The sequence below is a fragment of the Enterobacter sp. 5-4 genome (assembly GCF_000612205.1).
Classification (GTDB): Bacteria; Pseudomonadota; Gammaproteobacteria; order Enterobacterales; family Enterobacteriaceae; genus Enterobacter; species Enterobacter roggenkampii.
This window is the reverse complement of sequence record NZ_JFHW01000002.1, coordinates 154,509-176,144: the sequence shown is the minus strand read 5'-3', so window position 1 is coordinate 176,144 and position 21,636 is coordinate 154,509. Positions and strand designations below refer to the sequence as shown.

The 21,636-nt window shown below is 57.2% G+C and carries 26 protein-coding genes; 5 read left to right on the top strand and 21 right to left on the bottom strand.

Annotated features, from left to right (window positions below; all coding sequences use genetic code 11):
• The 9 genes from AA74_RS1000000122525 to fkpA all read right to left on the bottom strand — a co-directional run.
• Positions 1 to 179, bottom strand: a 179-nt coding sequence (locus tag AA74_RS1000000122525) for a GTP-binding protein (protein ID WP_010287081.1), incomplete at its 3' end; no start/stop codon positions are given.
• A gap of 69 nt (positions 180 to 248) precedes the next feature.
• Positions 249 to 2,363 (bottom strand): elongation factor G, encoded by a 2,115-nt coding sequence (fusA, locus tag AA74_RS0101085; RefSeq protein WP_008503004.1) that lies wholly within the window; start codon positions 2,361 to 2,363, stop codon positions 249 to 251.
• A gap of 96 nt (positions 2,364 to 2,459) precedes the next feature.
• On the bottom strand, positions 2,460 to 2,930 hold the full coding sequence (rpsG, locus tag AA74_RS0101080) for a 30S ribosomal protein S7 (RefSeq protein WP_004106370.1): 471 nt from the start codon (positions 2,928 to 2,930) through the stop codon (positions 2,460 to 2,462).
• 96 nt (positions 2,931 to 3,026) lie between these two features.
• Entirely contained in the window at positions 3,027 to 3,401 is a 375-nt protein-coding gene (gene rpsL, locus AA74_RS0101075) for a 30S ribosomal protein S12 (protein ID WP_000246815.1), read from the bottom strand.
• A gap of 124 nt (positions 3,402 to 3,525) precedes the next feature.
• Positions 3,526 to 3,813, bottom strand: coding sequence for a sulfurtransferase complex subunit TusB (gene tusB, locus AA74_RS0101070; RefSeq protein WP_008503005.1), 288 nt, complete (start codon positions 3,811 to 3,813; stop codon positions 3,526 to 3,528).
• Between the two features lie 7 nt (positions 3,814 to 3,820).
• Entirely contained in the window at positions 3,821 to 4,180 is a 360-nt protein-coding gene (gene tusC / locus AA74_RS0101065) for a sulfurtransferase complex subunit TusC (RefSeq protein WP_025910361.1), read from the bottom strand.
• Complete coding sequence (gene tusD / locus AA74_RS0101060; protein ID WP_023345014.1) at positions 4,180 to 4,566, bottom strand: sulfurtransferase complex subunit TusD; 387 nt, start codon at positions 4,564 to 4,566, stop codon at positions 4,180 to 4,182. Before tusD ends, tusC begins: the two co-directional genes overlap by 1 nt.
• Positions 4,566 to 5,288 (bottom strand): transcriptional regulator, encoded by a 723-nt coding sequence (locus AA74_RS0101055; RefSeq protein WP_003861697.1) that lies wholly within the window; start codon positions 5,286 to 5,288, stop codon positions 4,566 to 4,568. Before AA74_RS0101055 ends, tusD begins: the two co-directional genes overlap by 1 nt.
• Positions 5,289 to 5,453: 165 nt before the next feature.
• Positions 5,454 to 6,272 (bottom strand): FKBP-type peptidyl-prolyl cis-trans isomerase, encoded by an 819-nt coding sequence (gene fkpA / locus AA74_RS0101050; protein WP_008503008.1) that lies wholly within the window; start codon positions 6,270 to 6,272, stop codon positions 5,454 to 5,456.
• 238 nt (positions 6,273 to 6,510) lie between these two features.
• On the opposite strand from fkpA, the gene AA74_RS0101045 reads away from it, so the two are divergent.
• Positions 6,511 to 6,729, top strand: coding sequence for a protein SlyX (locus AA74_RS0101045; RefSeq protein ID WP_008503009.1), 219 nt, complete (start codon positions 6,511 to 6,513; stop codon positions 6,727 to 6,729).
• A gap of 51 nt (positions 6,730 to 6,780) precedes the next feature.
• Here AA74_RS0101045 and slyD read toward each other — a convergent pair whose 3' ends face one another.
• From slyD to kefG, 4 genes are all read right to left on the bottom strand, one after another.
• The gene (gene slyD / locus AA74_RS0101040; protein ID WP_008503010.1) at positions 6,781 to 7,371 is read right to left on the bottom strand and encodes a peptidylprolyl isomerase; all 591 of its coding nucleotides are present in this window, start codon (positions 7,369 to 7,371) and stop codon (positions 6,781 to 6,783) included.
• Positions 7,372 to 7,465: 94 nt separating this feature from the next.
• Positions 7,466 to 7,666 (bottom strand): YheV family putative zinc ribbon protein, encoded by a 201-nt coding sequence (locus tag AA74_RS0101035; protein WP_010436300.1) that lies wholly within the window; start codon positions 7,664 to 7,666, stop codon positions 7,466 to 7,468.
• 13 nt (positions 7,667 to 7,679) lie between these two features.
• Positions 7,680 to 9,485: a glutathione-regulated potassium-efflux system protein KefB gene (gene kefB, locus AA74_RS0101030; protein WP_008503012.1), complete on the bottom strand. Its 1,806-nt coding sequence runs from the start codon at positions 9,483 to 9,485 to the stop codon at positions 7,680 to 7,682.
• Positions 9,485 to 10,039, bottom strand: a complete 555-nt coding sequence (kefG, locus tag AA74_RS0101025; protein WP_021242220.1) for a glutathione-regulated potassium-efflux system ancillary protein KefG — start codon at positions 10,037 to 10,039, stop codon at positions 9,485 to 9,487. Before kefG ends, kefB begins: the two co-directional genes overlap by 1 nt.
• Before the next feature lie 135 nt (positions 10,040 to 10,174).
• Between kefG and AA74_RS0101020 the strand changes: the two genes are divergently transcribed.
• Positions 10,175 to 12,079: an ABC transporter ATP-binding protein gene (locus AA74_RS0101020; protein ID WP_025910353.1), complete on the top strand. Its 1,905-nt coding sequence runs from the start codon at positions 10,175 to 10,177 to the stop codon at positions 12,077 to 12,079.
• A 13-nt stretch (positions 12,080 to 12,092) separates the two neighbouring features.
• The gene (locus tag AA74_RS0101015) at positions 12,093 to 13,025 is read left to right on the top strand and encodes a LysR family transcriptional regulator (RefSeq protein ID WP_021242218.1); all 933 of its coding nucleotides are present in this window, start codon (positions 12,093 to 12,095) and stop codon (positions 13,023 to 13,025) included.
• 84 nt (positions 13,026 to 13,109) lie between these two features.
• Here AA74_RS0101015 and mdcH read toward each other — a convergent pair whose 3' ends face one another.
• The 8 genes from mdcH to mdcA all read right to left on the bottom strand — a co-directional run bounded on the left by mdcH (position 13,110) and on the right by mdcA (position 20,155).
• Positions 13,110 to 14,006, bottom strand: a complete 897-nt coding sequence (mdcH, locus tag AA74_RS0101010) for a malonate decarboxylase subunit epsilon (RefSeq protein WP_025910351.1) — start codon at positions 14,004 to 14,006, stop codon at positions 13,110 to 13,112.
• Positions 14,006 to 14,623 carry a malonate decarboxylase holo-ACP synthase gene (locus tag AA74_RS0101005; protein WP_025910350.1) on the bottom strand — a complete coding sequence of 206 codons (618 nt, stop codon included), beginning with the start codon at positions 14,621 to 14,623 and terminating at the stop codon, positions 14,006 to 14,008. The genes mdcH and AA74_RS0101005 overlap by 1 nt, the downstream gene beginning before the upstream one ends.
• Before the next feature lie 2 nt (positions 14,624 to 14,625).
• Positions 14,626 to 15,585 (bottom strand): AEC family transporter, encoded by a 960-nt coding sequence (locus tag AA74_RS0101000; RefSeq protein ID WP_021242215.1) that lies wholly within the window; start codon positions 15,583 to 15,585, stop codon positions 14,626 to 14,628.
• A 122-nt stretch (positions 15,586 to 15,707) separates the two neighbouring features.
• The gene (mdcE, locus tag AA74_RS0100995; protein ID WP_025910348.1) at positions 15,708 to 16,508 is read right to left on the bottom strand and encodes a biotin-independent malonate decarboxylase subunit gamma; all 801 of its coding nucleotides are present in this window, start codon (positions 16,506 to 16,508) and stop codon (positions 15,708 to 15,710) included.
• Positions 16,508 to 17,341 (bottom strand): biotin-independent malonate decarboxylase subunit beta, encoded by an 834-nt coding sequence (locus AA74_RS0100990; protein WP_021242213.1) that lies wholly within the window; start codon positions 17,339 to 17,341, stop codon positions 16,508 to 16,510. The genes mdcE and AA74_RS0100990 overlap by 1 nt, the downstream gene beginning before the upstream one ends.
• Entirely contained in the window at positions 17,334 to 17,633 is a 300-nt protein-coding gene (gene mdcC, locus AA74_RS0100985) for a malonate decarboxylase acyl carrier protein (RefSeq protein ID WP_023294711.1), read from the bottom strand. Before mdcC ends, AA74_RS0100990 begins: the two co-directional genes overlap by 8 nt.
• Before the next feature lie 9 nt (positions 17,634 to 17,642).
• Positions 17,643 to 18,500 (bottom strand): triphosphoribosyl-dephospho-CoA synthase, encoded by an 858-nt coding sequence (locus AA74_RS0100980; protein ID WP_023326217.1) that lies wholly within the window; start codon positions 18,498 to 18,500, stop codon positions 17,643 to 17,645.
• Positions 18,500 to 20,155: a malonate decarboxylase subunit alpha gene (gene mdcA, locus AA74_RS0100975; protein ID WP_021242210.1), complete on the bottom strand. Its 1,656-nt coding sequence runs from the start codon at positions 20,153 to 20,155 to the stop codon at positions 18,500 to 18,502. The genes AA74_RS0100980 and mdcA overlap by 1 nt, the downstream gene beginning before the upstream one ends.
• A 228-nt stretch (positions 20,156 to 20,383) precedes the next feature.
• On the opposite strand from mdcA, the gene AA74_RS0100970 reads away from it, so the two are divergent.
• Together AA74_RS0100970 and AA74_RS0100965 are read left to right on the top strand one after the other, a co-directional pair.
• Complete coding sequence (locus tag AA74_RS0100970; RefSeq protein WP_008503015.1) at positions 20,384 to 21,406, top strand: hydrolase; 1,023 nt, start codon at positions 20,384 to 20,386, stop codon at positions 21,404 to 21,406.
• A complete protein-coding gene (locus AA74_RS0100965; RefSeq protein ID WP_008503016.1) occupies positions 21,403 to 21,621 on the top strand; it encodes a YheU family protein in 219 nt (72 codons plus the stop codon). The genes AA74_RS0100970 and AA74_RS0100965 overlap by 4 nt, the downstream gene beginning before the upstream one ends.
• Positions 21,622 to 21,636: the final 15 nt, after the last annotated feature.

Below are 21,636 nucleotides of genomic sequence, written 5' to 3'. Positions count from 1 at the left end.
CCACGAGCTTTTTCTTCTGGTGCGTTATCGATCTGGTCGAATGCACGAGCAGAACCACCGTAGGTTTTAGCCAGAACGGTAGTGATTGCAGCAGTCAGGGTAGTTTTACCATGGTCAACGTGGCCGATAGTACCAACGTTGACGTGCGGTTTTGTACGTTCAAATTTTTCTTTAGACACGGCTATATTCCTTACTATAGTGCTCTCCCCTTTGGAGAGAGCACGGGACTTAGGTTTTAATCCTGTGGATTACTTACCACGGGCTTCAATAACGGCCTGAGCAACGTTGTTAGGCGCATCATCATACTTCAGGAATTCCATGGTGTATGATGCACGACCTTTGGTCAGAGAACGCAGCTGAGTTGCATATCCGAACATTTCAGACAGCGGAACTTCAGCGTGGATCTTAACGCCAGTTACTTCGGATTCCTGACCACGCAGCATACCGCGACGACGGCTCAAGTCACCGATAACGTCACCGGTGTTCTCTTCAGGAGTTTCTACTTCAACCTTCATGATTGGCTCAAGCAGAACTGGTTTTGCTTTCTTAAAGCCTTCTTTAAAGGCAATAGACGCAGCCAGTTTAAACGCCAGTTCAGAGGAGTCAACGTCGTGGTAAGAACCGAAGTGCAGACGAACACCCATGTCAACAACCGGATAGCCAGCCAGAGGGCCCGCTTTCAGCTGTTCCTGGATGCCTTTATCAACGGCTGGGATGTATTCGCCAGGAATTACACCACCTTTGATGTCGTTGATGAACTCGTAACCTTTCGGGTTAGAGCCCGGCTCCAGTGGGTACATGTCGATCACAACGTGACCGTACTGACCGCGACCACCAGACTGCTTAGCGTGTTTACCTTCAATGTCGGTAACTTTCGCGCGAATCGCTTCGCGGTAAGCAACCTGAGGTTTACCCACGTTCGCTTCAACGTTGAATTCACGCTTCATACGGTCAACGATGATGTCCAGGTGCAGTTCACCCATACCAGCGATGATGGTCTGGTTAGATTCTTCATCAGTCCATACGCGGAATGATGGGTCTTCTTTCGCCAGACGGCCCAGAGCCAGACCCATTTTTTCCTGGTCAGCTTTGGTTTTTGGTTCAACTGCGATGGAGATTACCGGCTCTGGGAATTCCATACGCTCCAGAATGATCGGGTGATCCGGGTCACACAGGGTGTCACCAGTGGTCACGTCTTTCAGACCGATAGCTGCAGCGATGTCGCCCGCACGAACTTCTTTGATCTCTTCACGTTTGTTAGCGTGCATCTGTACGATACGGCCAAAACGCTCACGCGCCGCTTTCACGGAGTTCAGGATGGTGTCACCGGAGTTAACCACACCAGAGTAAACGCGGAAGAAGGTCAGGTTACCCACGAATGGGTCGGTAGCAATTTTGAACGCCAGTGCAGAGAATGGCTCTTCGTCGCTTGCGTGACGCTCAGCTGGGGTATCTTTACCGTCGTCCAGGATGCCGTTGATCGCAGGAACGTCAACTGGGGATGGCAGGTAGTCAACTACCGCATCCAGCATCGCCTGAACACCTTTGTTCTTGAACGCAGAACCACAGGTTACCAGGATGATTTCGTTGTTCAGAACGCGCTGACGCAGAGCTTTTTTGATCTCTTCTTCAGTCAGTTCTTCACCACCCAGGTATTTCTCCATCAGCTCTTCAGAAGCTTCAGCAGCGGATTCGATCAGGTTCTGGTGCCATTCGTCAGCCAGGTCCTGCATTGCAGCTGGGATATCTTCGTATTCGAAGGTAACGCCCTGGTCTGCATCGTTCCAGTTGATGGCTTTCATTTTCACCAGGTCGATAACGCCGGTGAAGCCTTCTTCAGCACCAATTGCCAGCTGCAGCGGAACAGGGTTCGCGCCCAGACGGGTTTTGATCTGACCAACAACTTTCAGGAAGTTAGCACCCATACGGTCCATTTTGTTAACGAACGCGATGCGTGGAACTTTATATTTGTTCGCCTGACGCCATACGGTTTCAGACTGTGGCTGAACACCACCAACTGCGCAATAAACCATTACCGCGCCGTCAAGAACACGCATGGAACGTTCTACTTCGATGGTGAAGTCAACGTGCCCTGGGGTGTCGATGATGTTTACGCGATGCGGTTCGTACTGCTTAGCCATACCTGACCAGAATGCAGTAGTCGCTGCGGAGGTGATAGTGATACCACGCTCCTGCTCCTGTTCCATCCAGTCCATGGTGGCTGCGCCGTCATGAACTTCACCGATTTTGTGGTTTACACCGGTGTAGAACAGAATACGTTCGGTAGTAGTGGTTTTACCGGCGTCGATGTGCGCACTGATACCGATGTTACGGTAGCGTGCGATGGGTGTTGTACGAGCCATTTGATTCCTCGTTTATATCTTTAGGCGTTCAGTTAAGTTACCCAGAGCGGGCGGCTTCTCTGAAGCGCCCGCCTGGTGACTAAGACTCCGAAGGGATTACCAACGGTAGTGTGCGAACGCCTTGTTGGCTTCTGCCATACGGTGAACGTCTTCACGTTTCTTAACTGCAGTACCTTTGTTGTCTGCAGCATCAGAAAGTTCGTTCGCCAGACGCAGAGCCATGGATTTATCACCGCGTTTACGAGCAGCTTCAACGATCCAACGCATTGCCAGGGCATTACGACGAACCGGACGAACTTCAACTGGAACCTGATAAGTAGAACCACCAACGCGGCGGGACTTAACTTCTACAGTTGGGCGAACGTTGTCGAGAGCGACTTCGAAAGCTTCCAGTTCATTTTTACCAGAACGCTGAGCCAGGGTCTCCAGCGCGCTGTATACGATTGCTTCTGCAGTAGATTTTTTACCATCTACCATCAGGATATTTACAAATTTTGCCAGCAGTTCTGATCCGAATTTCGGATCTGGAAGAATTTTACGCTGACCAATGACGCGACGACGTGGCATGGGAATACTCCGTTGTTAATTCAGGATTGTCCAAAACTCAAAGAGTTTAGTATGACATTAAGATAAATCAGTTTGGCCTTACTTAACGGAGAACCATTAAGCCTTAGGACGCTTCACGCCGTACTTGGAGCGAGCCTGCTTACGGTCTTTAACACCTGAGCAGTCCAGCGCACCACGAACGGTGTGGTAACGAACACCCGGAAGGTCTTTAACACGACCGCCACGGATCAGGATCACGGAGTGCTCCTGCAGGTTGTGACCTTCACCACCGATGTAGGAAGTCACTTCGAAACCGTTAGTCAAACGCACACGGCATACTTTACGCAGTGCGGAGTTTGGTTTTTTAGGAGTGGTGGTATATACACGAGTACATACACCACGTTTCTGCGGGCAGGCTTCCAGCGCAGGCACGTTGCTTTTCGCAACTTTGCGTGCACGTGGTTTGCGTACCAGCTGGTTAACTGTTGCCATTAAATAGCTCCTGGTTTTAGCTTTTGCTTCGTAAACACGTAATAAAACGACCTCATACAATATGAGGACGCGAAATTTTAGGGCTACGTCGAAAAGGTGTCAAGAAATATACAGCGATCTCAAATCACCAGTTCATTTGACTGGCGTGCGTCACAGTAAGATTGACGAAATCAGTATAGCCAACCACGTCAATTTTGGCTGAAATTTGACCAGAAAGACCCCGCGCATCCAGATCGTCTTTCAGCGCAGAAACTGTTATGGGGGCATTCGTGAGCATTTCAACGAAACGGCTGCCTTCAAGTGCGGCAAGCACGCCGTCCTGAATCAGCAGCAGGTCATCACCGTCGCGCAGCATACTCAGTAACGCGTCGATATCACATTGCCATGGTGAATGGCTCAGAGTATGGAGCATGGCAGCCTCAGAAGGTCAGAACGGTGTCGTAGTGGGAAAGGTGTTCGCGCAATGCCGCAGAAGAGACGACGGTCACATCCAGCACGAAAGGCGTCTTCTCATCCAAACCGCGAGCGGCCAGCGAGTCGGCGCAGACATACAGGGTTTCAATGTCATACAGCGGCAGCACTTTAAACGTAGCGATGTAATCCCGCGCCAGAATGGCCTGTGGCTGCTGACCCGCCAGAAGCTGAAACACACCGTCCCCTAAAAAGAAGACGCCGATATCTTCGGTCAGCGCGGACGTCGCAAGTAACGCATCCAGTCCTTCGCGGCCAGAAGCGCTCCCGTGCGGCGTAGACGCAAAAACAAATGCCACGCGCTTCATCAGAATTGCACCACTCTATCGCAGGTGAGCGCCGCCTGTGCCAGCGCACCCAGACCGCTTAACGAAAAACCGGGCTGCAGGTTAGAACCCGATAAACCAAGACGGGCGGCTTCGGTTGCATCGGTCACGCCGCGGCGCAGTGCCGCCGCCACGCAGATGTGCAGTTCTACGCCCTGCTTTTCGTTTAATGCCTGCCAGCCGCGCACCACATCAAACTCATCGCTCGCCGGCGACGTAAACTGGTTCGCGTTATACACCCCTTCCCGATAGAAGAAGACGCTCGCCAGCTCATGTCCGGCTGCCAGCAGCGCATGCGCAAACTGCAGCGCGCTGCTGGCCTGCTGAGTCCCGTACGCCGGGCCTGTCACCATTAACGCATAACGCATTACTTGTCTTGTCCCAGGAAATCACCGCTTTTGAACTGGCGAATATAGAGGTAGACCGTGTGCTTGGAGATGTTGAGACGATCGGCCACCTGGTTGATAGCGTCTTTAATATCAAAAATCCCTTTTTCATAGAGATTGAGCACGATCTGGCGATTCTTGGCGTTGTTCGAGACGTTGCGGTCGGCATTCACCTCTTCAATGGTGAACTCAAGCGTCTGCGTGACGAGATCTTCGACGGAAGAGGCAAAGTTAACAGAAGAGCCAACATCCGGCGTTTCGGGTGGAATAAAGGTGCTCATGATCTGCGAGAAAGGCACATCAAGGTTCATGTTGATGCACAGCAGCCCAATTACACGATGCTCGCGGTTTCGAATCGCGATGGTTTCTGATTTCATCAGCACGCCGCTTTTGGCGCGGGTGAAATAGCATTTGGAGACGCTGCTGTCCGCGCCGGTCATGTCATGCAACATACGCAATGCAAGGTCGGTAATTGGCGAGCCAATTTTACGGCCAGTATGCTCACCATTCGCAATGCGGATGGCGGAACACTTCAGATCTTGCAGGGAGTGCAATACGATTTCGCAGTGGGAGCCAATGAGCATCGCTAACCCGTCCACTACCGCTTCATAGGATTTCAGAATATCGAAGTCGGTCTGGTCAAAAGGACGTTGATCCAGCAAATCAAGTTCACTGGTTTCGTTGGTTAAAAGCGACCTGGACATGAAAAAAACACTCCTTTTCAGGAGCCTGTCGTTAGGTTTTCAGGGCAGGCTCATTATCTACACGGACAACTAAATTAATACAGCGTGCCTAACGCTTTCCAGTGTTAATTATATCTGCCCCACAATAAAAAACCGCCGCCTTAAAGGCGGCGGTTTTTTTCAGCATTACTTCTTAGCAGCAGCGGCTTTATCGTCAGCCGGTGCGTCTGCCTTGGCATCCGCTTTCGGTGCCGGTTTGATGTCCAGCAGCTCTACGTCAAAGACCAGCGTAGAGTTGGCAGGGATCCCCGGAACGCCGGTTTTGCCATAGGCCAGATCCGGTGGGATGACCATCTTGATCTTGCCGCCTTTCTTGATGTTTTTCAGGCCTTCAGTCCAGCCAGGGATCACACCATCCAGACGGAAGGAGAGCGGCTCACCACGGGTGTAAGAGTTATCGAACTCTTTACCGTCGATCAGCGTACCTTTGTAGTTCACGACAACCGTGTCGCTGTCTTTAGGCGCATCGCCGGTGCCTTCTTTCTCAACTTTGTACACCAGGCCAGTCGAAGAGGTTTTCACACCCTTCTCTTTAGCGAAAGCATCGCGGTAGGCTTTGCCTTTCGCTTCGTTGTCTTTTGCGTCCGCGTCCATCTTAGTCTGCGCGGCGCCCTTCACACGCGCTTCGAACGCCTGCAGAGTCTGTTCAATTTCCTGGTCAGACAGCTTGCTCTTATCGGCAAATGCGTCCTGAACGCCTGCGATCAGCTGAGCTTTATCCAGTTTGATGCCCAGTTTCTCTTGTTCTTTCAGAGAGTTTTCCATGTAACGACCCAGAGATGCGCCCAGTGCGTAGGCGGATTTCTGGTCGTCATTTTTGAACGCTGCTTTGCTGTCTGCAGTGGCAGCAGGCTTCGCAGCAGTATCAGCAGCGAATGACAGCGGCGCGTTCAGCGCAACAGCCATCGTCGTCGCCAGCAGCGTTACTTTAAACAGTGATTTCATCCATATCTCCAGGGCCTGGGGACTCTCACCCCAGCGTTAAACGTAAATGAGTGACGTACTATAAAACGTTGCAGAAGAAATCTACAGACAGACACGTCCAATTCTCGCCACTTTTCAGACTATTTTTGTTTAAATAAGTTTCTTGCCAGAGGGATGCGAACTGTACTTAAGGATAAACTCAGTTAAACTGCGCCGCCGCTGGGCCATTATGGCGAATCTGAAATAAACGAGGTGAATGATGAAGGATACAACGATAGAAGCGAGAATGGCTGAGCTGGAAAGCCGCCTGGCTTTTCAGGACATCACCATCGAAGAGCTAAACCAGACCGTGACCGCACATGAGCTCGAAATGGCGAAACTGCGGGATCATATGCGCCTGCTGACGGAAAAGCTGAAGGCTACGCAGCCGTCGAACATCGCCTCTCAGTCAGAAGAGACGCCACCTCCTCATTATTGAGGCGTAAAAAAAGCGGGATAATCCCGCTTTTTTATTTTCCGCATGACGGAATTAGTGGCAGCCGCAGCCGCCGTTACCGCAACCACCTTTACCGTGGCCGTGGTCATGACCATGGTCGTGGCCGTGACCACCGCAGCAGCCGTCGTGGCCGTGATCGTGGTCATGGTCGTGACCGTGCGCACCGTGAACGTGGCCATGAGCCAGCTCTTCTTCGGTCGCTTCGCGGATCGCAACAACTTCTACGTTGAACTTCAGGTTCTGGCCAGCCAGCATGTGGTTGCCGTCAACCACGACGTGGTCATCTTCCACTTCGGTGATTTCAACTGGAACCGGGCCCTGGTCGGTTTCCGCCAGGAAGCGCATGCCAACCTGCAGTTCGTCAACGCCCATGAATACGTCTTTAGGAACGCGCTGAACCAGGTTGTCGTCATACTGACCGTAAGCGTCGTTCGCGCCTACAGCAACGTCAAATTTGTCGCCAACTTCATGACCTTCCAGCGCGTTTTCCAGGCCGGAAATCAGGGAACCGTGACCATGCAGGTAGTCAAGCGGCGCACTCACCGGAGACTCATCAACCAACACACCGTCTTCTGTACGTACCTGATAGGCCAGGCTGACCACCAGGTCTTTTGCTACTTTCATGATATCTCCTGAGCGTGGGAAAATTGCTGGCGCAGATTGTAGCGGAAATCTGCACCTGTGTACCCTTTAGCTTAAAAAAACTCAGGGCATATCGCTAGTCCGGATGAAAAATCCCGATAACTTGCTCTTCTTTGCGAACGTGATCGCGGGCCTCTTTGTCGGCCTCACGCATCTGGTGACCGCACTTAACACACTCAACAACATCAATATTATTTTCCCGCCACATCGCCAGGGTATCTTGCGCCTGGCAGGTCGGGCATTTTGCACCCGCGATAAAGCGTTTACGTACAGCCATCTTTCGTTACCCTTTATTCAAATTCATCCCAGCCATCGAGCTGGCGTCGTTCCTGCTGCATCTCGCGCTGGAAGATCTCCTCCAGCTCGCGACGCGCTTCCCGGACGCGGGAGATCTGCGCCGTATCGGTATGGACCGGCATCAGCTCGCGCAGCATCCGCATATCCAGCCGGCGGAAGTGCATCTGGGCGCGCTGCGCCTGATGCGGATGCATGCCAAGCGAGATCAGCGCCTTGCGCCCCAGCTCCAGCGCGCTGGAGAACGTCTCACGGGAAAAGTGTTTCACACCCGCCTGCAATAATTCGTGAGCTTCAACACGTCCCCGCGCACGCGCCAGAATATGCAGATGGGGGAAATGCTGCTGGCAGAGATCCACCAGCTTCATCGTGTCTTCCGGGTCGTTACAGGTAATGACGATGGACTCTGCCGCCTCTGCCCCCGCCGAGCGCAGTAGCTCAAGCTGGGTCGCGTCGCCGTAGTAAACCTTGTAGCCATATTTGCGCATCAGGTTGACCGCGCTGATATCCCGCTCCAGCACCGTAATGCGCATTTTGTTCGCCATCAGCAAACGGCCGATTACCTGTCCAAAGCGGCCAAAGCCCACCACGATCACCTGGGGCTTATCGTCTTCCACCCACGGCGCTTCGTCTTCGTCGTCTGCCGGGTTCAGGCGGCGCGACAGCAGTCTATCCACCATCTTCATCAGCAGCGGCGTGGTCATCATGGACAGCGTGACCGTTACCAGCAAAAGCGCCATCTGATCGTCTTTAAACAGCTTCTGGGACGAGGCGGTAGAGAACAGCACAAACGCGAACTCGCCTCCCTGGCTCAACACGCTCGCAAACTGCATGCGCTCCGAGCTGCGCAGGCCGTAAATGCGCGCCATGACGTACAGTACCAGCGTTTTCACCGCCACCAGGATAGCGACGCTCACCACAACCCACAGGAGATGGGTATAGAGCACGCCAAGGTTGAGCGCCATCCCCACCGAAATAAAGAACAACCCCAACAGCAACCCTTTGAAGGGATCGATGGCAATTTCCAGCTCGTGGCGGTATTCACTTTCCGCCAGCAGTACCCCGGCGATAAAGGTCCCGAGCGCCATCGACAGCCCCAGCGCGTCCATAAACAATGCCGACCCCAGCACCAGCAGCAGCGTCGCGGCGGTAAACACCTCGCGCACGCCGGACGCGGCAATAAAGCGGAATACGGGACGTAACAGGAAACGTCCGCCAATCAGCATCCCCGCGAAGGCCAGCACCTTCATGGCGATTTTCGCCCAGTCAAAGTGGTCGTCGCCGGAGCCCGCCAGCAGCGGCACCAGCGCCAGCGCCGGGATGACCGCCAAATCCTGGAACAGCAGCACCGAAAAACCCAGCTGACCGGCTTCGTTACGGTTCATCCCCTTGTCGCGCATCAGCTGCAGGGCCATCGCCGTCGACGACATCGCAAGGCCTATTCCGCCGATCACCGCCGCCTGCCAGGAGAAATTCGTCAGCATTAACAGGCCACCCAGAATCGCGGCGCTGAGCAACACCTGAGCGGCACCTACGCCAAAGATTGAGCGTCGGAGCTGCCACAATTTAGAAGGGTTGAGCTCAAGGCCAATGATGAACATCAGGAACACCACGCCCAGTTCGGAGAAATGGAGAATTTCATCCACATCGCTGATGAATCCCAGTCCCCAGGGGCCAATCGCGATCCCCGCCAGCAGATACCCCAGCACCGCCCCGATGCCGATACGGGCGGCAAGCGGCACCGCGACGACGGCCGCAAATAAAAACAGCACCCCGGCGAGGAGCAAATTCGATCCTTCCATTAACGCCCTCCTGCCGGAATCGGTGACGCCAGCCATTCACCGTAGGCTCTGGCGTGGCTGGCCAGCTCTTTCGGATCCTGACGACGGGCCCAGTAGACAATAATCGGGCTCATCCAGTGCATACGGCACATGGCCGCCGTCAGCTCAAAAGGCCGCAGAATGTCGCTCATCGGATAGCGGTTCAGCCCGTCGTGGCGGTAGGCGCTTTCGGGTTCACCGGTCGTAATCACACTACGCCAGTACTTTCCCGCCAGCTGATTGCCCCCCACCCCGCTGGAGAAGCCCCGGCTAAGCACGCGGTCCAGCCACTCTTTGAGCAGCGCCGGACAGCTGTAGGTATAAAGCGGATGCTGGAACACAATCACGTCATGCTGACGCAGCAGTTCCTGCTCGTAAGGAATATCAATAAAGAAATCAGGATAGTGCGCGTAGAGATCGTGCACCGTCACGTTGCTGAGCTGAGTAGCCGGCTTAAGCAGCACCCGGTTTGCCACCGAGTCCTGAGATTCCGGATGGGCATACAGCAGCAGCACTTTTGCTGTCTGAGACATCATTCCCCTCCCGGTCTTGTTTCTGTTTTTGTGTATCGTCGCTGTTTTGGGCTACCATGGCGGCCCGGTGCGGAAAATGGCCCACACCTTACATTATCATAATGACAAATTAACATAGTCGGAACATACGGCGCTTCTATGATTGTTTTCTCCTCGTTACAAATTCGTCGCGGCGTGCGCGTCCTGCTGGATAACGCCACTGCTACCATCAACCCGGGCCAGAAAGTGGGTCTGGTCGGCAAAAACGGCTGTGGTAAATCCACGCTGCTGGCGCTGCTGAAAAACGAGATTAGCGCGGATGGCGGTAACTTCACCTTCCCGGGGAACTGGCAGCTCGCCTGGGTAAACCAGGAGACGCCCGCGCTGAGCGAACCGGCACTCGACTATGTTATCGACGGCGATCGTGAGTACCGAAAACTCGAAGCGGAACTCAATGCCGCAAACGAGCGCAACGACGGCCACGCCATCGCCACCGTTCACGGCAAGCTGGACGCCATCGACGCGTGGACCATTCGCTCCCGCGCCTCCAGCCTGCTGCACGGCCTGGGCTTCAGCAATGAGCAGCTGGAACGCCCGGTCAGCGACTTCTCCGGCGGCTGGCGTATGCGCCTCAACCTGGCGCAGGCGCTGATTTGCCGCTCTGACCTGCTGCTGCTCGATGAACCGACTAACCACCTCGATCTCGATGCGGTTATTTGGCTGGAGAAGTGGCTCAAGAGCTATCAGGGCACTCTGATTCTGATCTCCCACGACCGCGACTTCCTCGACCCGGTGGTGGATAAAATCATTCATATCGAACAGCAAACGATGTTCGAGTACACGGGCAACTACAGCTCCTTCGAGCGCCAGCGCGCGACGCGTCTTGCCCAGCAGCAGTCCATGTACGAAAGCCAGCAGCAGCGCGTAGCGCACCTGCAAAGCTTTGTGGATCGCTTCAAGGCCAAGGCGTCAAAGGCGAAGCAGGCCCAGAGCCGCATCAAGATGCTGGAGCGCATGGAGATGATCGCCCCGGCGCACGTCGACAACCCGTTCCACTTCAGCTTCCGGGCCCCGGAAAGCCTGCCAAATCCCCTGCTGAAAATGGAAAAGGTCAGCGCGGGTTATGCCGACCGCATTATTCTCGACTCCATCAAGCTCAACCTGGTGCCGGGTTCACGTATTGGTCTGCTCGGGCGCAACGGTGCCGGTAAATCCACGCTGATCAAACTGCTGGCGGGCGAGCTTAATCCGGTCAAGGGTGAAATCGGCCTGGCGAAGGGCATCAAGCTGGGTTACTTCGCCCAGCATCAGCTGGAATTTTTACGCGCGGATGAATCCCCGATTCAGCACCTTGCGCGTCTGGCGCCGCAGGAGATGGAGCAGAAGCTGCGCGACTACCTCGGCGGCTTCGGCTTCCAGGGCGATAAGGTCACCGAAAACACCGAGCGCTTCTCCGGCGGCGAAAAGGCCCGTCTGGTGCTGGCGCTGATCGTCTGGCAGCGCCCGAACCTGCTGCTGCTCGATGAACCGACCAACCACCTGGATCTCGACATGCGTCAGGCGCTGACCGAAGCGCTGATTGAATTCGAAGGGGCGCTGGTTGTCGTTTCGCACGATCGTCACCTGATCCGCTCCACCACGGACGATCTCTACTTAGTGCACGACGGCAAAGTCGAACCGTTCGACGGCGATCTGGAAGACTACCAGCAGTGGCTGACGGACGTGCAGAAGCAGGAAAACCAGCCGGAAGAGTCAGCGAAAGAGAACGCCAACAGCGCGCAGGCACGTAAAGACCAGAAGCGCCGTGAAGCGGAGCTGCGCACCCAGACGCAGCCGCTGCGTAAAGAGATTGCCCGTCTCGAAAAAGAGATGGAAAAGCTCAACGCCACGCTTGCTACCGTTGAAGAGAAGCTGGGCGACAGCGGTCTGTATGACCAGAGCCGTAAAGCCGAACTGACGGACTGCCTGCAAACCCAGGCGAAGACCAAATCCAGCCTTGAAGAGTGTGAGATGGCGTGGCTGGACGCGCAGGAACAGCTGGAAGCGATGCTGCAGGCTGACTGATACCGGGAGGGCTATGAGTTTCGATAACACGAGCGAGATTACATTCCGCAAGCTCAGCATCTTCATGACGTTTATGGAGAAGGGGAATATCGCGCGTACCGCCGAAACTCTGGGCCTGAGCGGCGTCAGCGTTCACCGTGCGCTGCACACGCTGGAAGAGAACGTGCGCTGTCCGCTCTTTACCCATAAGGGGCGCAACCTGATTGCTCTCCCTTCCGCCTGGACCTTACTGGAATATTGTCAGGAAGTGATGCAGGTGATGGAGCGCGGGCTGGAAGCGTCGCGCAAAATTGCCGGGATCGGCCAGGGGCGGCTGCGAGTCGGAACGCTCTACTCGCTCACCCTGGAAACCGTGCCGCGTCTGATCATGGGCATGAAGCTACGTCGTCCGGATCTGGAAATGGATCTGACGATGGGCTCCAACGAAACCCTGCTGCACATGCTGGATGAAGGCTCTCTGGACGCCATTCTTATCTCCATTTCCGAGAGCGATATCGACCGTAACAGCCTGGAAGTGCTCCCGCTGTTCCATGACGACATCTTCCTTGCCGCACCGGCCTCCGCGACGCTCAATACCCGCGGCCCGGCCGATCTGCGCGACTATAAAGATCGGAAATTTGTCTCTCTTGCGGAAGGGTTCGCCACCTATGCAGGCTTCCAGGAGGCGTTTCATATCGCCGGGTTCGAGCCGGAGATTGTTACCCGGGTGAATGACATTTTCTCCATGCTCAGTCTGGTGCAGGCGGGAGTGGGCTTTACGCTGATGCCGGGCAGGATGAAAAAGGTCTATGAGAATTCCGTGCAGCTCCTGAAGCTTGCCGAGCCGTACCAGATGCAACAGCTGATCGCCATCGTCTTTGCCCGCAACCGCGAGCAGGATCCAAGCCTGCGGGCGCTGGCCGCCGAAGGGCGGATGTATGCCCGCAGTTTGCAGGATAGTGCCTGATGTTATTGCCCGGTGGCGCTACGCTTACCGGGCCTACAGTCCGTAGTAGGCCCGGTAAGGCGCAGCCGCCACCGGGCTAAACCATCACGCACGGAGTCGCTTCGCCAGATGTACCGCCACGTCCACCCCGCTGCGCTCCAGTGAAATCGTCTCTCCTTCCCACGGCGCCTGACGCGTCAGGCAGGTCAGTACGCCGCCGGGGGGCATCTCGATCGCCAGCCGGGCTTCGCGTTCATTCGCTGAAATCATCGCCTCCTGCCAGCGCACCGTACGCGCCATGTTCATCGCCAGATCGTCGGCGATCTTTTCCGGCTGCCACAACACGCGCCCGGTGCTGCCGCTCAGGTAGGCGCAGCGTGGGCGTGAAAGCGTGACCGATTCAAACGCCGTTGCCAGCTTTTGCGCGGGTGCTGTCAGCAGTTCGCAGTGCGACGGCACGCTGACCGCCAGCCGTTTGGCCTTGCTCGCCCCTTTCGCCAGCGCGCGCGACGCCGCCTCCGCCATCCCTTCATCGGTTCCGGCAATCACGATCTGCGTTTCGGCATTCAGGTTGGCAATGTAGGTCCCGCTGCCCTGGATAAGGTCTTCCACCTGCGGCAGAGTGAGCCCCATAATTGCCGTCAGGCCGTAGCCGTGCGGATACGCCTGCTCCATCAGATCGCCACGCAGCGCCACCAGCTTCAGCGCATCCGTGAAGTCCAGCGCGCCTGCAATGACCGCCGCCGGATAAGCGCCGATGGACAGCCCGCTGACGATATCCGGCGCCACGCCGCGCCGTTCCAGCTCGCGCGCCCAGGCCACGCCTGCAATTAGCAGGCAAAGCTGAACCGCGCGGGTATGGCTTAACGCGTCTGCGCTATCCAGCGTATCCACTTCGGTGCCAAGCACCTCACGCGCCTGAGCCAGTTCCGTTCCCGGCAGGTTTTGCAGCATGCCTTCGTGCTGCGTGCCCTGCCCCGGAAAGGTAAACACTATTTTCATCACTCCTCCCTGCGCCACGGATCCGCCACCAGGCGCGGTCCACGGCGGGTTTTCAGCAGCGTTTTGCCGTCGCGCAGCCACTCCGCCAGCGCGAAACCGCCCTCGGGCGTATCCACCTGCGTATCGGCACGACACAGCGCACGGCTTAGCCGGGACTGCCACGTCGTCAGGGCGTCCGGTGAGATCGGCAGCGGAGCGCGGATAAGCAGATCGAGATCGCTGTCGGCATGGATCACCGGGATACCGGTCGCCAGCGCGTAGCCGGTACTGCCGGTAATGCCCCACGTCCACGGCCACGCCTGCTGAGAAAGCTGAAGCGCCACCTGAACGGGTGGCTGAGTCACAAAGGGCGAGCGCAGCAGTTCGGCCGCAACGCTCAGATCTTCTGGTGAAACCACGCGTATTACGTTTTCGGGCTTCCCCCATCCGGCCGCCCGCTGGTCGCGACGTAAACCGCGCACGCCAACGGGGATCCGGCCTTCGCTATCCACATCACGCCGCACCACCACCGGCAGGCCGGTATGCCAGGCGGCCTCCACCCAGGATTCAGTGATGCCTTCCAGCGCATCGCGGGAAGTAAGCCAGATAAGGTCGTGCGGGCGTAATGGGGTGGTCATGGTTACATTCCTGAAGTTAGCGAGATAAACAGCGGCAGCGACAGGATACACAGGACGGAGCTTAACAGCAGCACGGCTTCTGCATCCGGCGACTGCACGCCAAAGCGGTTACCGAACACGACGCCGAAGAAGCCCGCAGACAGCGCAATCATCAGGATAGCGGTGATCGCCACGGAGCCGTGCAGACCAAAGATCAAGACGATACCCCAGGCAATGGCTGGCTGAATCAGCAGCTTGGCGATCGTGGAGGTGATGACCATGGTATTAATCTGCAGCTTACGGGCAGAGAGGATCACCCCGGTCAGGAACAGCGCTGCAGCGGTCGCGGACAGCCCCAGCGGTTTGATCGCCGCCAGCACCAGCTCCGGCATTTTGATGCCGATGGCGGACAAAATCACGCCCAGCAGCGGGCCCATCACGATCGGTTTTTTAATGGAACGCCACATCAGCACCGGCAGCATCGAGAGCGTTGAGCCGGAGCTATTGCCTTCAGCGCGCGCTTTTTCACGCTCCAGAATGAGCAGGCAGAACGGGGTCATCAGCACCGAACCGCAGGCGATGGAGACCGCGACGGAGAGCGACGTAGAGGAACCTTCGCCCAGCACGCTGCCCAGAATCGGCAGACCCAGCGCTGCATAGTTGGGCAGCGCGACGGTGAGCGTCAGCACGGCCGCATCCTGTGGCGATTTCTTAAAGACGCCGGTGGCGAGGAAATAGATGACCGCATAGGTGATCCACATCGCCAGCGTCAGCACCAGGATCAGCGGCGACTGGGCAACGATGCCGGTCCACGGGGTTTGCACGGTGGCACTGAACAGCGCGGCAGGGAGTGCAAAATCCATTACGAAGATATTAAGCAGGGAAACATTTTTGTTATCGACCATCTTTGCCTTGCCGGCCCAGAATCCCAGCAGCATGATGACGAAAATCGGTGCAAGAGCATGAACAATTACGTAAGTCATAAATCACCTGTAGTAAAAAAGTTTTAGCACTGGCGCGATGATTATTATTTTCAGGATGCAGGTTCCCGCGTGGGCGCTGTCACGCGCCCACGGGTTGATGCATCTGGCAGGTCTCTTTTTACTTACCAGCTGGCTCGCATACGTTCGCGTACGAGCGCCGAGCTGCGGCGATTGTCAGCACCCAGACGGTTTTTCAACGTGGTGTCCTGACGAGCGTCACTGATGGCCTGTTGCAGGGTGGATTTCACCAGCGTCAGATCGTTATCGGAGGGGGCATCCGGGTTGCTGATATCCAGCAGGTTAGAGAGCAGCCCCAGCGTGGCGTAGTTGCTGATGTCGTAGGCCATTGGCGGAATGGTCGCCGCCAGTTTTTCCAGCGCCTCGACGGTACGCAGCGTGATGCGCGCCGCAGACTCTTTGCCCATCGCGTGGATCAGCACGCCTTTGTCGTTAAAGGCGATCAGACGGTTAGCCTGGTAGCCGTGCGCCAGGAACGCGCCGGACATCGCCTTGCCGACGATAAGCCCAATCACCGGGTGACCGGCCAGGCGGGCATTCGCATAGGCTGCTGCCGCACCGGCCAGCGCCTGATGAATCCCAAACGCCTCTTCGCGTCGGCCATAGGCCTGGCTTGGGACGTCGATCACCGCCACAATCGGGCGCTTCACGGGTTTGTCAGCATCCGCCGCGACGGTTTCACTGACCACTTTCGCCAGGGTCCAGCCTTCCAGCAGCCCCACTTCCCCTTTCGCCGCACGCGGGAAGTGGTTGTTGGCATCCGGCACCACGGCAACAAAGCGCACCGCCTCGCCGTTCAGCTCGCCGTCTGCCGCCTGGACGGACGGGCATAGCCCCTCGATACGTTTGGCGTTCGGGGCGAGGATGTCCAGCCAGCGTTCGCCACGGCTTATTGCGTTACTCATCATTTCACCTCCCGGGCAAAAAGCGCGTTAATCTGTTCGGCATCAGCCTGTTTGCGGGTGTCGAAATTCGTCAGACGGTTCAGGTAATCGTCGTAGTTATCGGTGCGATGTTTCGCGGGAACGCCTTTAGCAATCGCGTCGTTCATCGCCTGTTTCACCGCGTTGATACCGTCGCCGACGAGCGCATCCACCAGCCCGCTTTGATAGCGCACTTCACCGCCGGTCATGCTCCAGATAAACGGACGATCGCGGGAGTCGTACTCCTCAATGCCCGCCTCCTGTTCGATAACCTGCGGGCCGTTGAGGCCAAGACGCGCTTCGCGGGTCACGATCAGGTAGCTGCAGAGCGCCGCCGCGATGGACATCCCACCGAAGCAGCCCACGGTTCCGGCCACAATGCCAATAACCGGCGTGTAGCGACGCAGGTCCACAATCGCCGCGTGAATATCGGCAATCGCCGCCAGGCCGAGGTTCGCCTCCTGCAGACGCACGCCGCCGGTTTCGAGGCACAGTACCGCCTGAGTCGGAATGCCGTTGCGGTTATCCTCCGCCGCCAGCTCCAGCGCCGCCGCCATTTTGGCGCCGGACACTTCGCCCATGCTGCCGCCCTGGAACGCGCCTTCAATCGCCACGACGACGGCAGGCTTGCCGTTGATGGTGCCCTTCGCCACCACCATGCCGTCGTCCGCCTGCGGCACAATGCCCTGTGGCCCAAGCCACGGAGAAATAATACCTTCAAACGGATCCAGCAGTTCGCGGTAGCTGCCCTCGTCGAGCAGGGCCTGCGCGCGCTGGCGCGCTTTCAGTTCGATAAAGCTGCTGTCATCACGCATGGCTCACCCCCTCAAAAACCTGTTCGATGCGAATGCGCGCCACGCCCGGCGTCGCGCCGAAGTCGTGGATGGTCAGCTTCCCTGCGGGCAGGCTGCTGACGGTTTGCAGACGGTTGAACAGCGCCTCCCAGCGCCCCCGGCTGTTGTCCACGGAGGTGGTGATATCAATGGTTAACGTCTGGCCCGGTTCGGCGGTGAAGAGCACCTCCATATCCCCGGAACCGACTACCCCTGCCAGCGCCCTGCCGCTTAACGTGCGGCTGGCTGGCACGGTCAATGTGATTTTTTCCATAACATCCTCTTAATGCTTTGAATTTGGCGTTTCGATGCGGTCGAGAAACAGCGTGGCGGCAAGCAGGTCGGCAGCGCCGCCCGGTGAGGCGTTGAGCGCCAGCATCTGACGGTCTAACCTCGCCAGCGCCTGCTGGCCCGCAGGCGTTGCGCTGCCGCCGGCATTCAGCACCGCACGGGCGCCGTCCTGCATAGCATCAAGCCCTTCCATTCCGGCACGTGACAGCACGCAGGTGTCGGTGAGTGAGGTCATGATGGCCATCAGCGCGTCGAGCCTGGCGTGCGTTTCGCTGCTGCCGTTGAGGCGGCTCAGACGAAGCTGCGGCAGCGCGCGCTGCATAACGTGCGGGAACGCCTGCTGCGCCTCTTCACGCGCGCCCGGCACGCGGTAACGGTGCGTGGCGCGCAGGCCTTTACTGAACACCTTCGGCGCCGCGTCGTCCGGCAGTCTCGCCAGCTGTGCGGCGGTGCGGGCGACGTCTTGCGCCCTGGCATCACCGCCGAGCATCGCCACCGCGCTGACCAGCAGCCCCAGCGCCCAAATCGCGCCGCGATGGGTGTTTACGCCACCGGTTGCGGCCATCATCTGCTGCTCGCCTTCGCGACCGAGTCGCCCGACGGTTTGCCGAAGTGCGATATCTGCCGGGCGCTGCCAGCTTTGCAGCGCCAGCGCCTGAAACGTGGAGGTCAGGCTGTGCGCGGAGCGCTCCATCAGCGCAAGGGATAAATCGTGGTGCGCGCCGTTCCCCCGACTGTCCACCAGACCGGGTTTCGGGCTTAAACGTGCTTCGTCAATCAGACACTGCGTGGCGGTTCGCGCCAGCCATTCGGCACCGCCTTCAACCTCAATCTGGGGCAGAAGTTTCATTACCAGCTCCGGAATTTCGCAGGTGGGTTATAGAGACCGCCGGACCATTCCACCAGGTCCGACACGCTGCCTGCGGCCAGCAGAGATCGGGTGGCATCAGTGCGGCGGATCCCCATATCTTCCGGATAGAGCACCTTGCCGCTCTGACGCAGTTCCGCCACGCGTTTGGCATCCACGCCCAGACCGATGTCGGTGATCCCCGCGACGGCGGCGACCATGGCGCGACGCTCTTCCAGATCTTTCGCCCGATAGAGGTAGGCAATCCCCTCTTCCGTCAGCACGTGGGTGACGTCATCGCCGTAGATCATCACCGGCGCCAGCGGCATACCGGAGGCTTTCGCCACGTCAACGGCATCGAGTTTTTCCACGAAGGTCGGCTTCACACCCGCCTGGAAGGTTTCCACCATCTGCACGACCAGTTTTTTGCCGCGCTGCATTGGGTCAGGTTCGGTGATCATGTTCAGCCAGGCGGGCGTGGCGTGGCGACGACCGTGCGGGTCGTGACCCATGTTTGGCGCACCGCCGAAGCCGGACAGACGACCGCGGGTCACGGTTGAGGAGTTGGCGTAGCCGTCCACCTGCAGCGTAGAACCGATGAACATATCCACCGCGTACTGACCCGCCAGCTGGCAGAACGCGCGGTTGGAGCGCATGGAGCCGTCGGCACCGGTAAAGAAGACGTCCGGACGCGCGCGGATGTACTCTTCCATCCCCAGCTCGCCGCCGAAGCAGTGCACGCTCTCGACCCAGCCGCTTTCAATAGCCGGGATCAGCGTCGGATGCGGGTTCAGCGTCCAGTGTTTACAGATTTTGCCTTTAAGGCCGAGCTGTTCACCGTAGGTAGGCAGCAGCAGCTCAATCGCCGCAGTGTTAAAGCCGATCCCGTGGTTCAGGGACTGCACCTGGTGTTCCGCATAAATACCCTTGATGGCCATCATCGCCATCAGGATGTGTTCCTGTTTAATCAGGCGCGGGTCGCGGGTAAACAGCGGTTCGATAAAGAACGGCTTATCGGCCACCACCACAAAGTCAATCCACGAACCCGGAATGTCCACGCGCGGCAGGTCACACTCGTCATCCACCAGCTCGTTCACCTGCGCGATGACGATGCCGTCATGGAACGCGGCGGCTTCCACCAGCGCCGGGGTATCTTCGGTGCTCGCCCCGGTATAGAGGTTGCCTTTGCGGTCAGCTTTAAAGCCAGCAATCAGCGCCACGTTGGGCGACAGGTCGACGTAGAGACGGGAGTAGAGTTCGATGTAGGTGTGAATCGCGCCGATTTCGAGCTGACCATCCTCCAGCAGTTGGGAGATGCGCAGGCTCTGCGTCCCGGAGAAGGAGAAATCCAGCTTGCGGGCGATGCCTTTCTCAAAGATATCCAAATGTTCGCTACGGCCAACGCTCGGCATGATCATATGCAGGTCGTGGACGATCTGCGGGTTCACTTCGGCCAGCGAGCGGGAAAGGAAATCGGCCTGCTTCTGGTTGTTACCTTCCAGCACGACCTTGTCGCCTGGCGCGATCAGTTTTTCCAGCATGGCGACGAGATCGCCGGTTGGCAGTACCTTGCCCTGCACCGGTACGGAGGCCAGACGACGCGCTTTTTCGCTGCGTCGCGTGTTCCATTGCCGGGTGGGTGTTTGCCCAGATAACATTATTAACCTCCTGATTCAGCTAATCATTTTTATTTGCTTAACGTTGAGTAGAGTGTGCGTTCTGGTGAGAAAGGCATCAATTAAGCGTAGAGCTGAATCATTAGCCTGAGAGTAATAATCAAGGTAAATATTTGTGATCGGGATCAGTTCATGTTTCGGAAAACCAGGCTAAACGGGGTACAATTCGGAAAGTATCGTTAATTTCCGACAAGAATCAGCATCGCGCCTATGACCCAAATCATTCCATCAGGCTTCGACATTGCCGCCGAAGACAGCACTGAGTTCGTGCCTATGCGCGGCGTCGCCAATCGCCATTTGCAGACCATGCTGCCGCGACTGATCCGCCGCAAGGTTCAGTTCACCCCACACTGGCAGCGGCTAGACCTGCCAGACGGTGACTTTCTGGATCTCGCCTGGAGCGAAGCGCCGGATCAGGCTCGCCATAAGCCGCGGCTGGTGGTTTTTCACGGTCTGGAAGGCAGCCTGCACAGCCCGTATGCGCACGGGCTCATTGAGGCGGCCAAAGCGCGCGGCTGGCTCGGCGTGGTGATGCATTTTCGCGGCTGCAGCGGCGAGCCGAACCGGCAGAAGCGTATCTATCACTCGGGTGAAACCGAAGACGGCACGTGGTTTTTACACTGGCTGCGGGACAACTTTGGCACCGTGCCCACCGCGGCCGTAGGCTACTCGTTAGGCGGAAATATGCTGGCCTGCCTGTTAGCTAAAGAAGGGGAAAGCGTCCCGCTGGATGCCGCCGTCATCGTCTCCGCCCCGTTCATGCTGGAGCAGTGCAGCTACCACATGGATAAAGGCTTTTCCCGCGTCTATCAGCGCTACCTGCTCAACCTGCTGAAAGCCAACGCGGCGCGTAAGCTGAAGGCCTACCCGGACACCCTCCCGGTCAGCCTGCGCCAGCTGAAAAAAGTGCGCCGCATACGCGAATTCGACGATCTGATCACCGCGAAAATTCACGGTTTCGCCGATGCGATTGACTATTATCGTCAATGCAGCGCCATGCCGCTGCTCAGCAAGATCACGCAGCCGACGCTGATCATTCATGCCAAAGATGACCCTTTTATGGATCATCACTCGATTCCCGCTCAGGAATTCCTGCCCGACAACGTTCACTATCAGTTGACCGAGCACGGCGGCCACGTCGGGTTTATCGGCGGCACGCTGCGTCGCCCGAAAATGTGGCTTGAGGCGCGTATTCCTGACTGGCTAACCCCTTATCTGGACGGTGCAACATGATTATTCCCTGGCAGGATCTGGCTCCCGAAACGCTCGATAATCTGATTGAAAGCTTTGTATTACGCGAAGGCACCGATTATGGTGAACAGGAACGCTCGCTTGAGCAAAAGGTCAACGATGTAAAGCGCCAGCTGAAAAGCGGCGACGTGGTGCTGGTGTGGTCAGAACTGCATGAGACGGTCAATATCATGCCCCGCAACGCGTTTCACGGCTGATCTTCCACCCTTTTC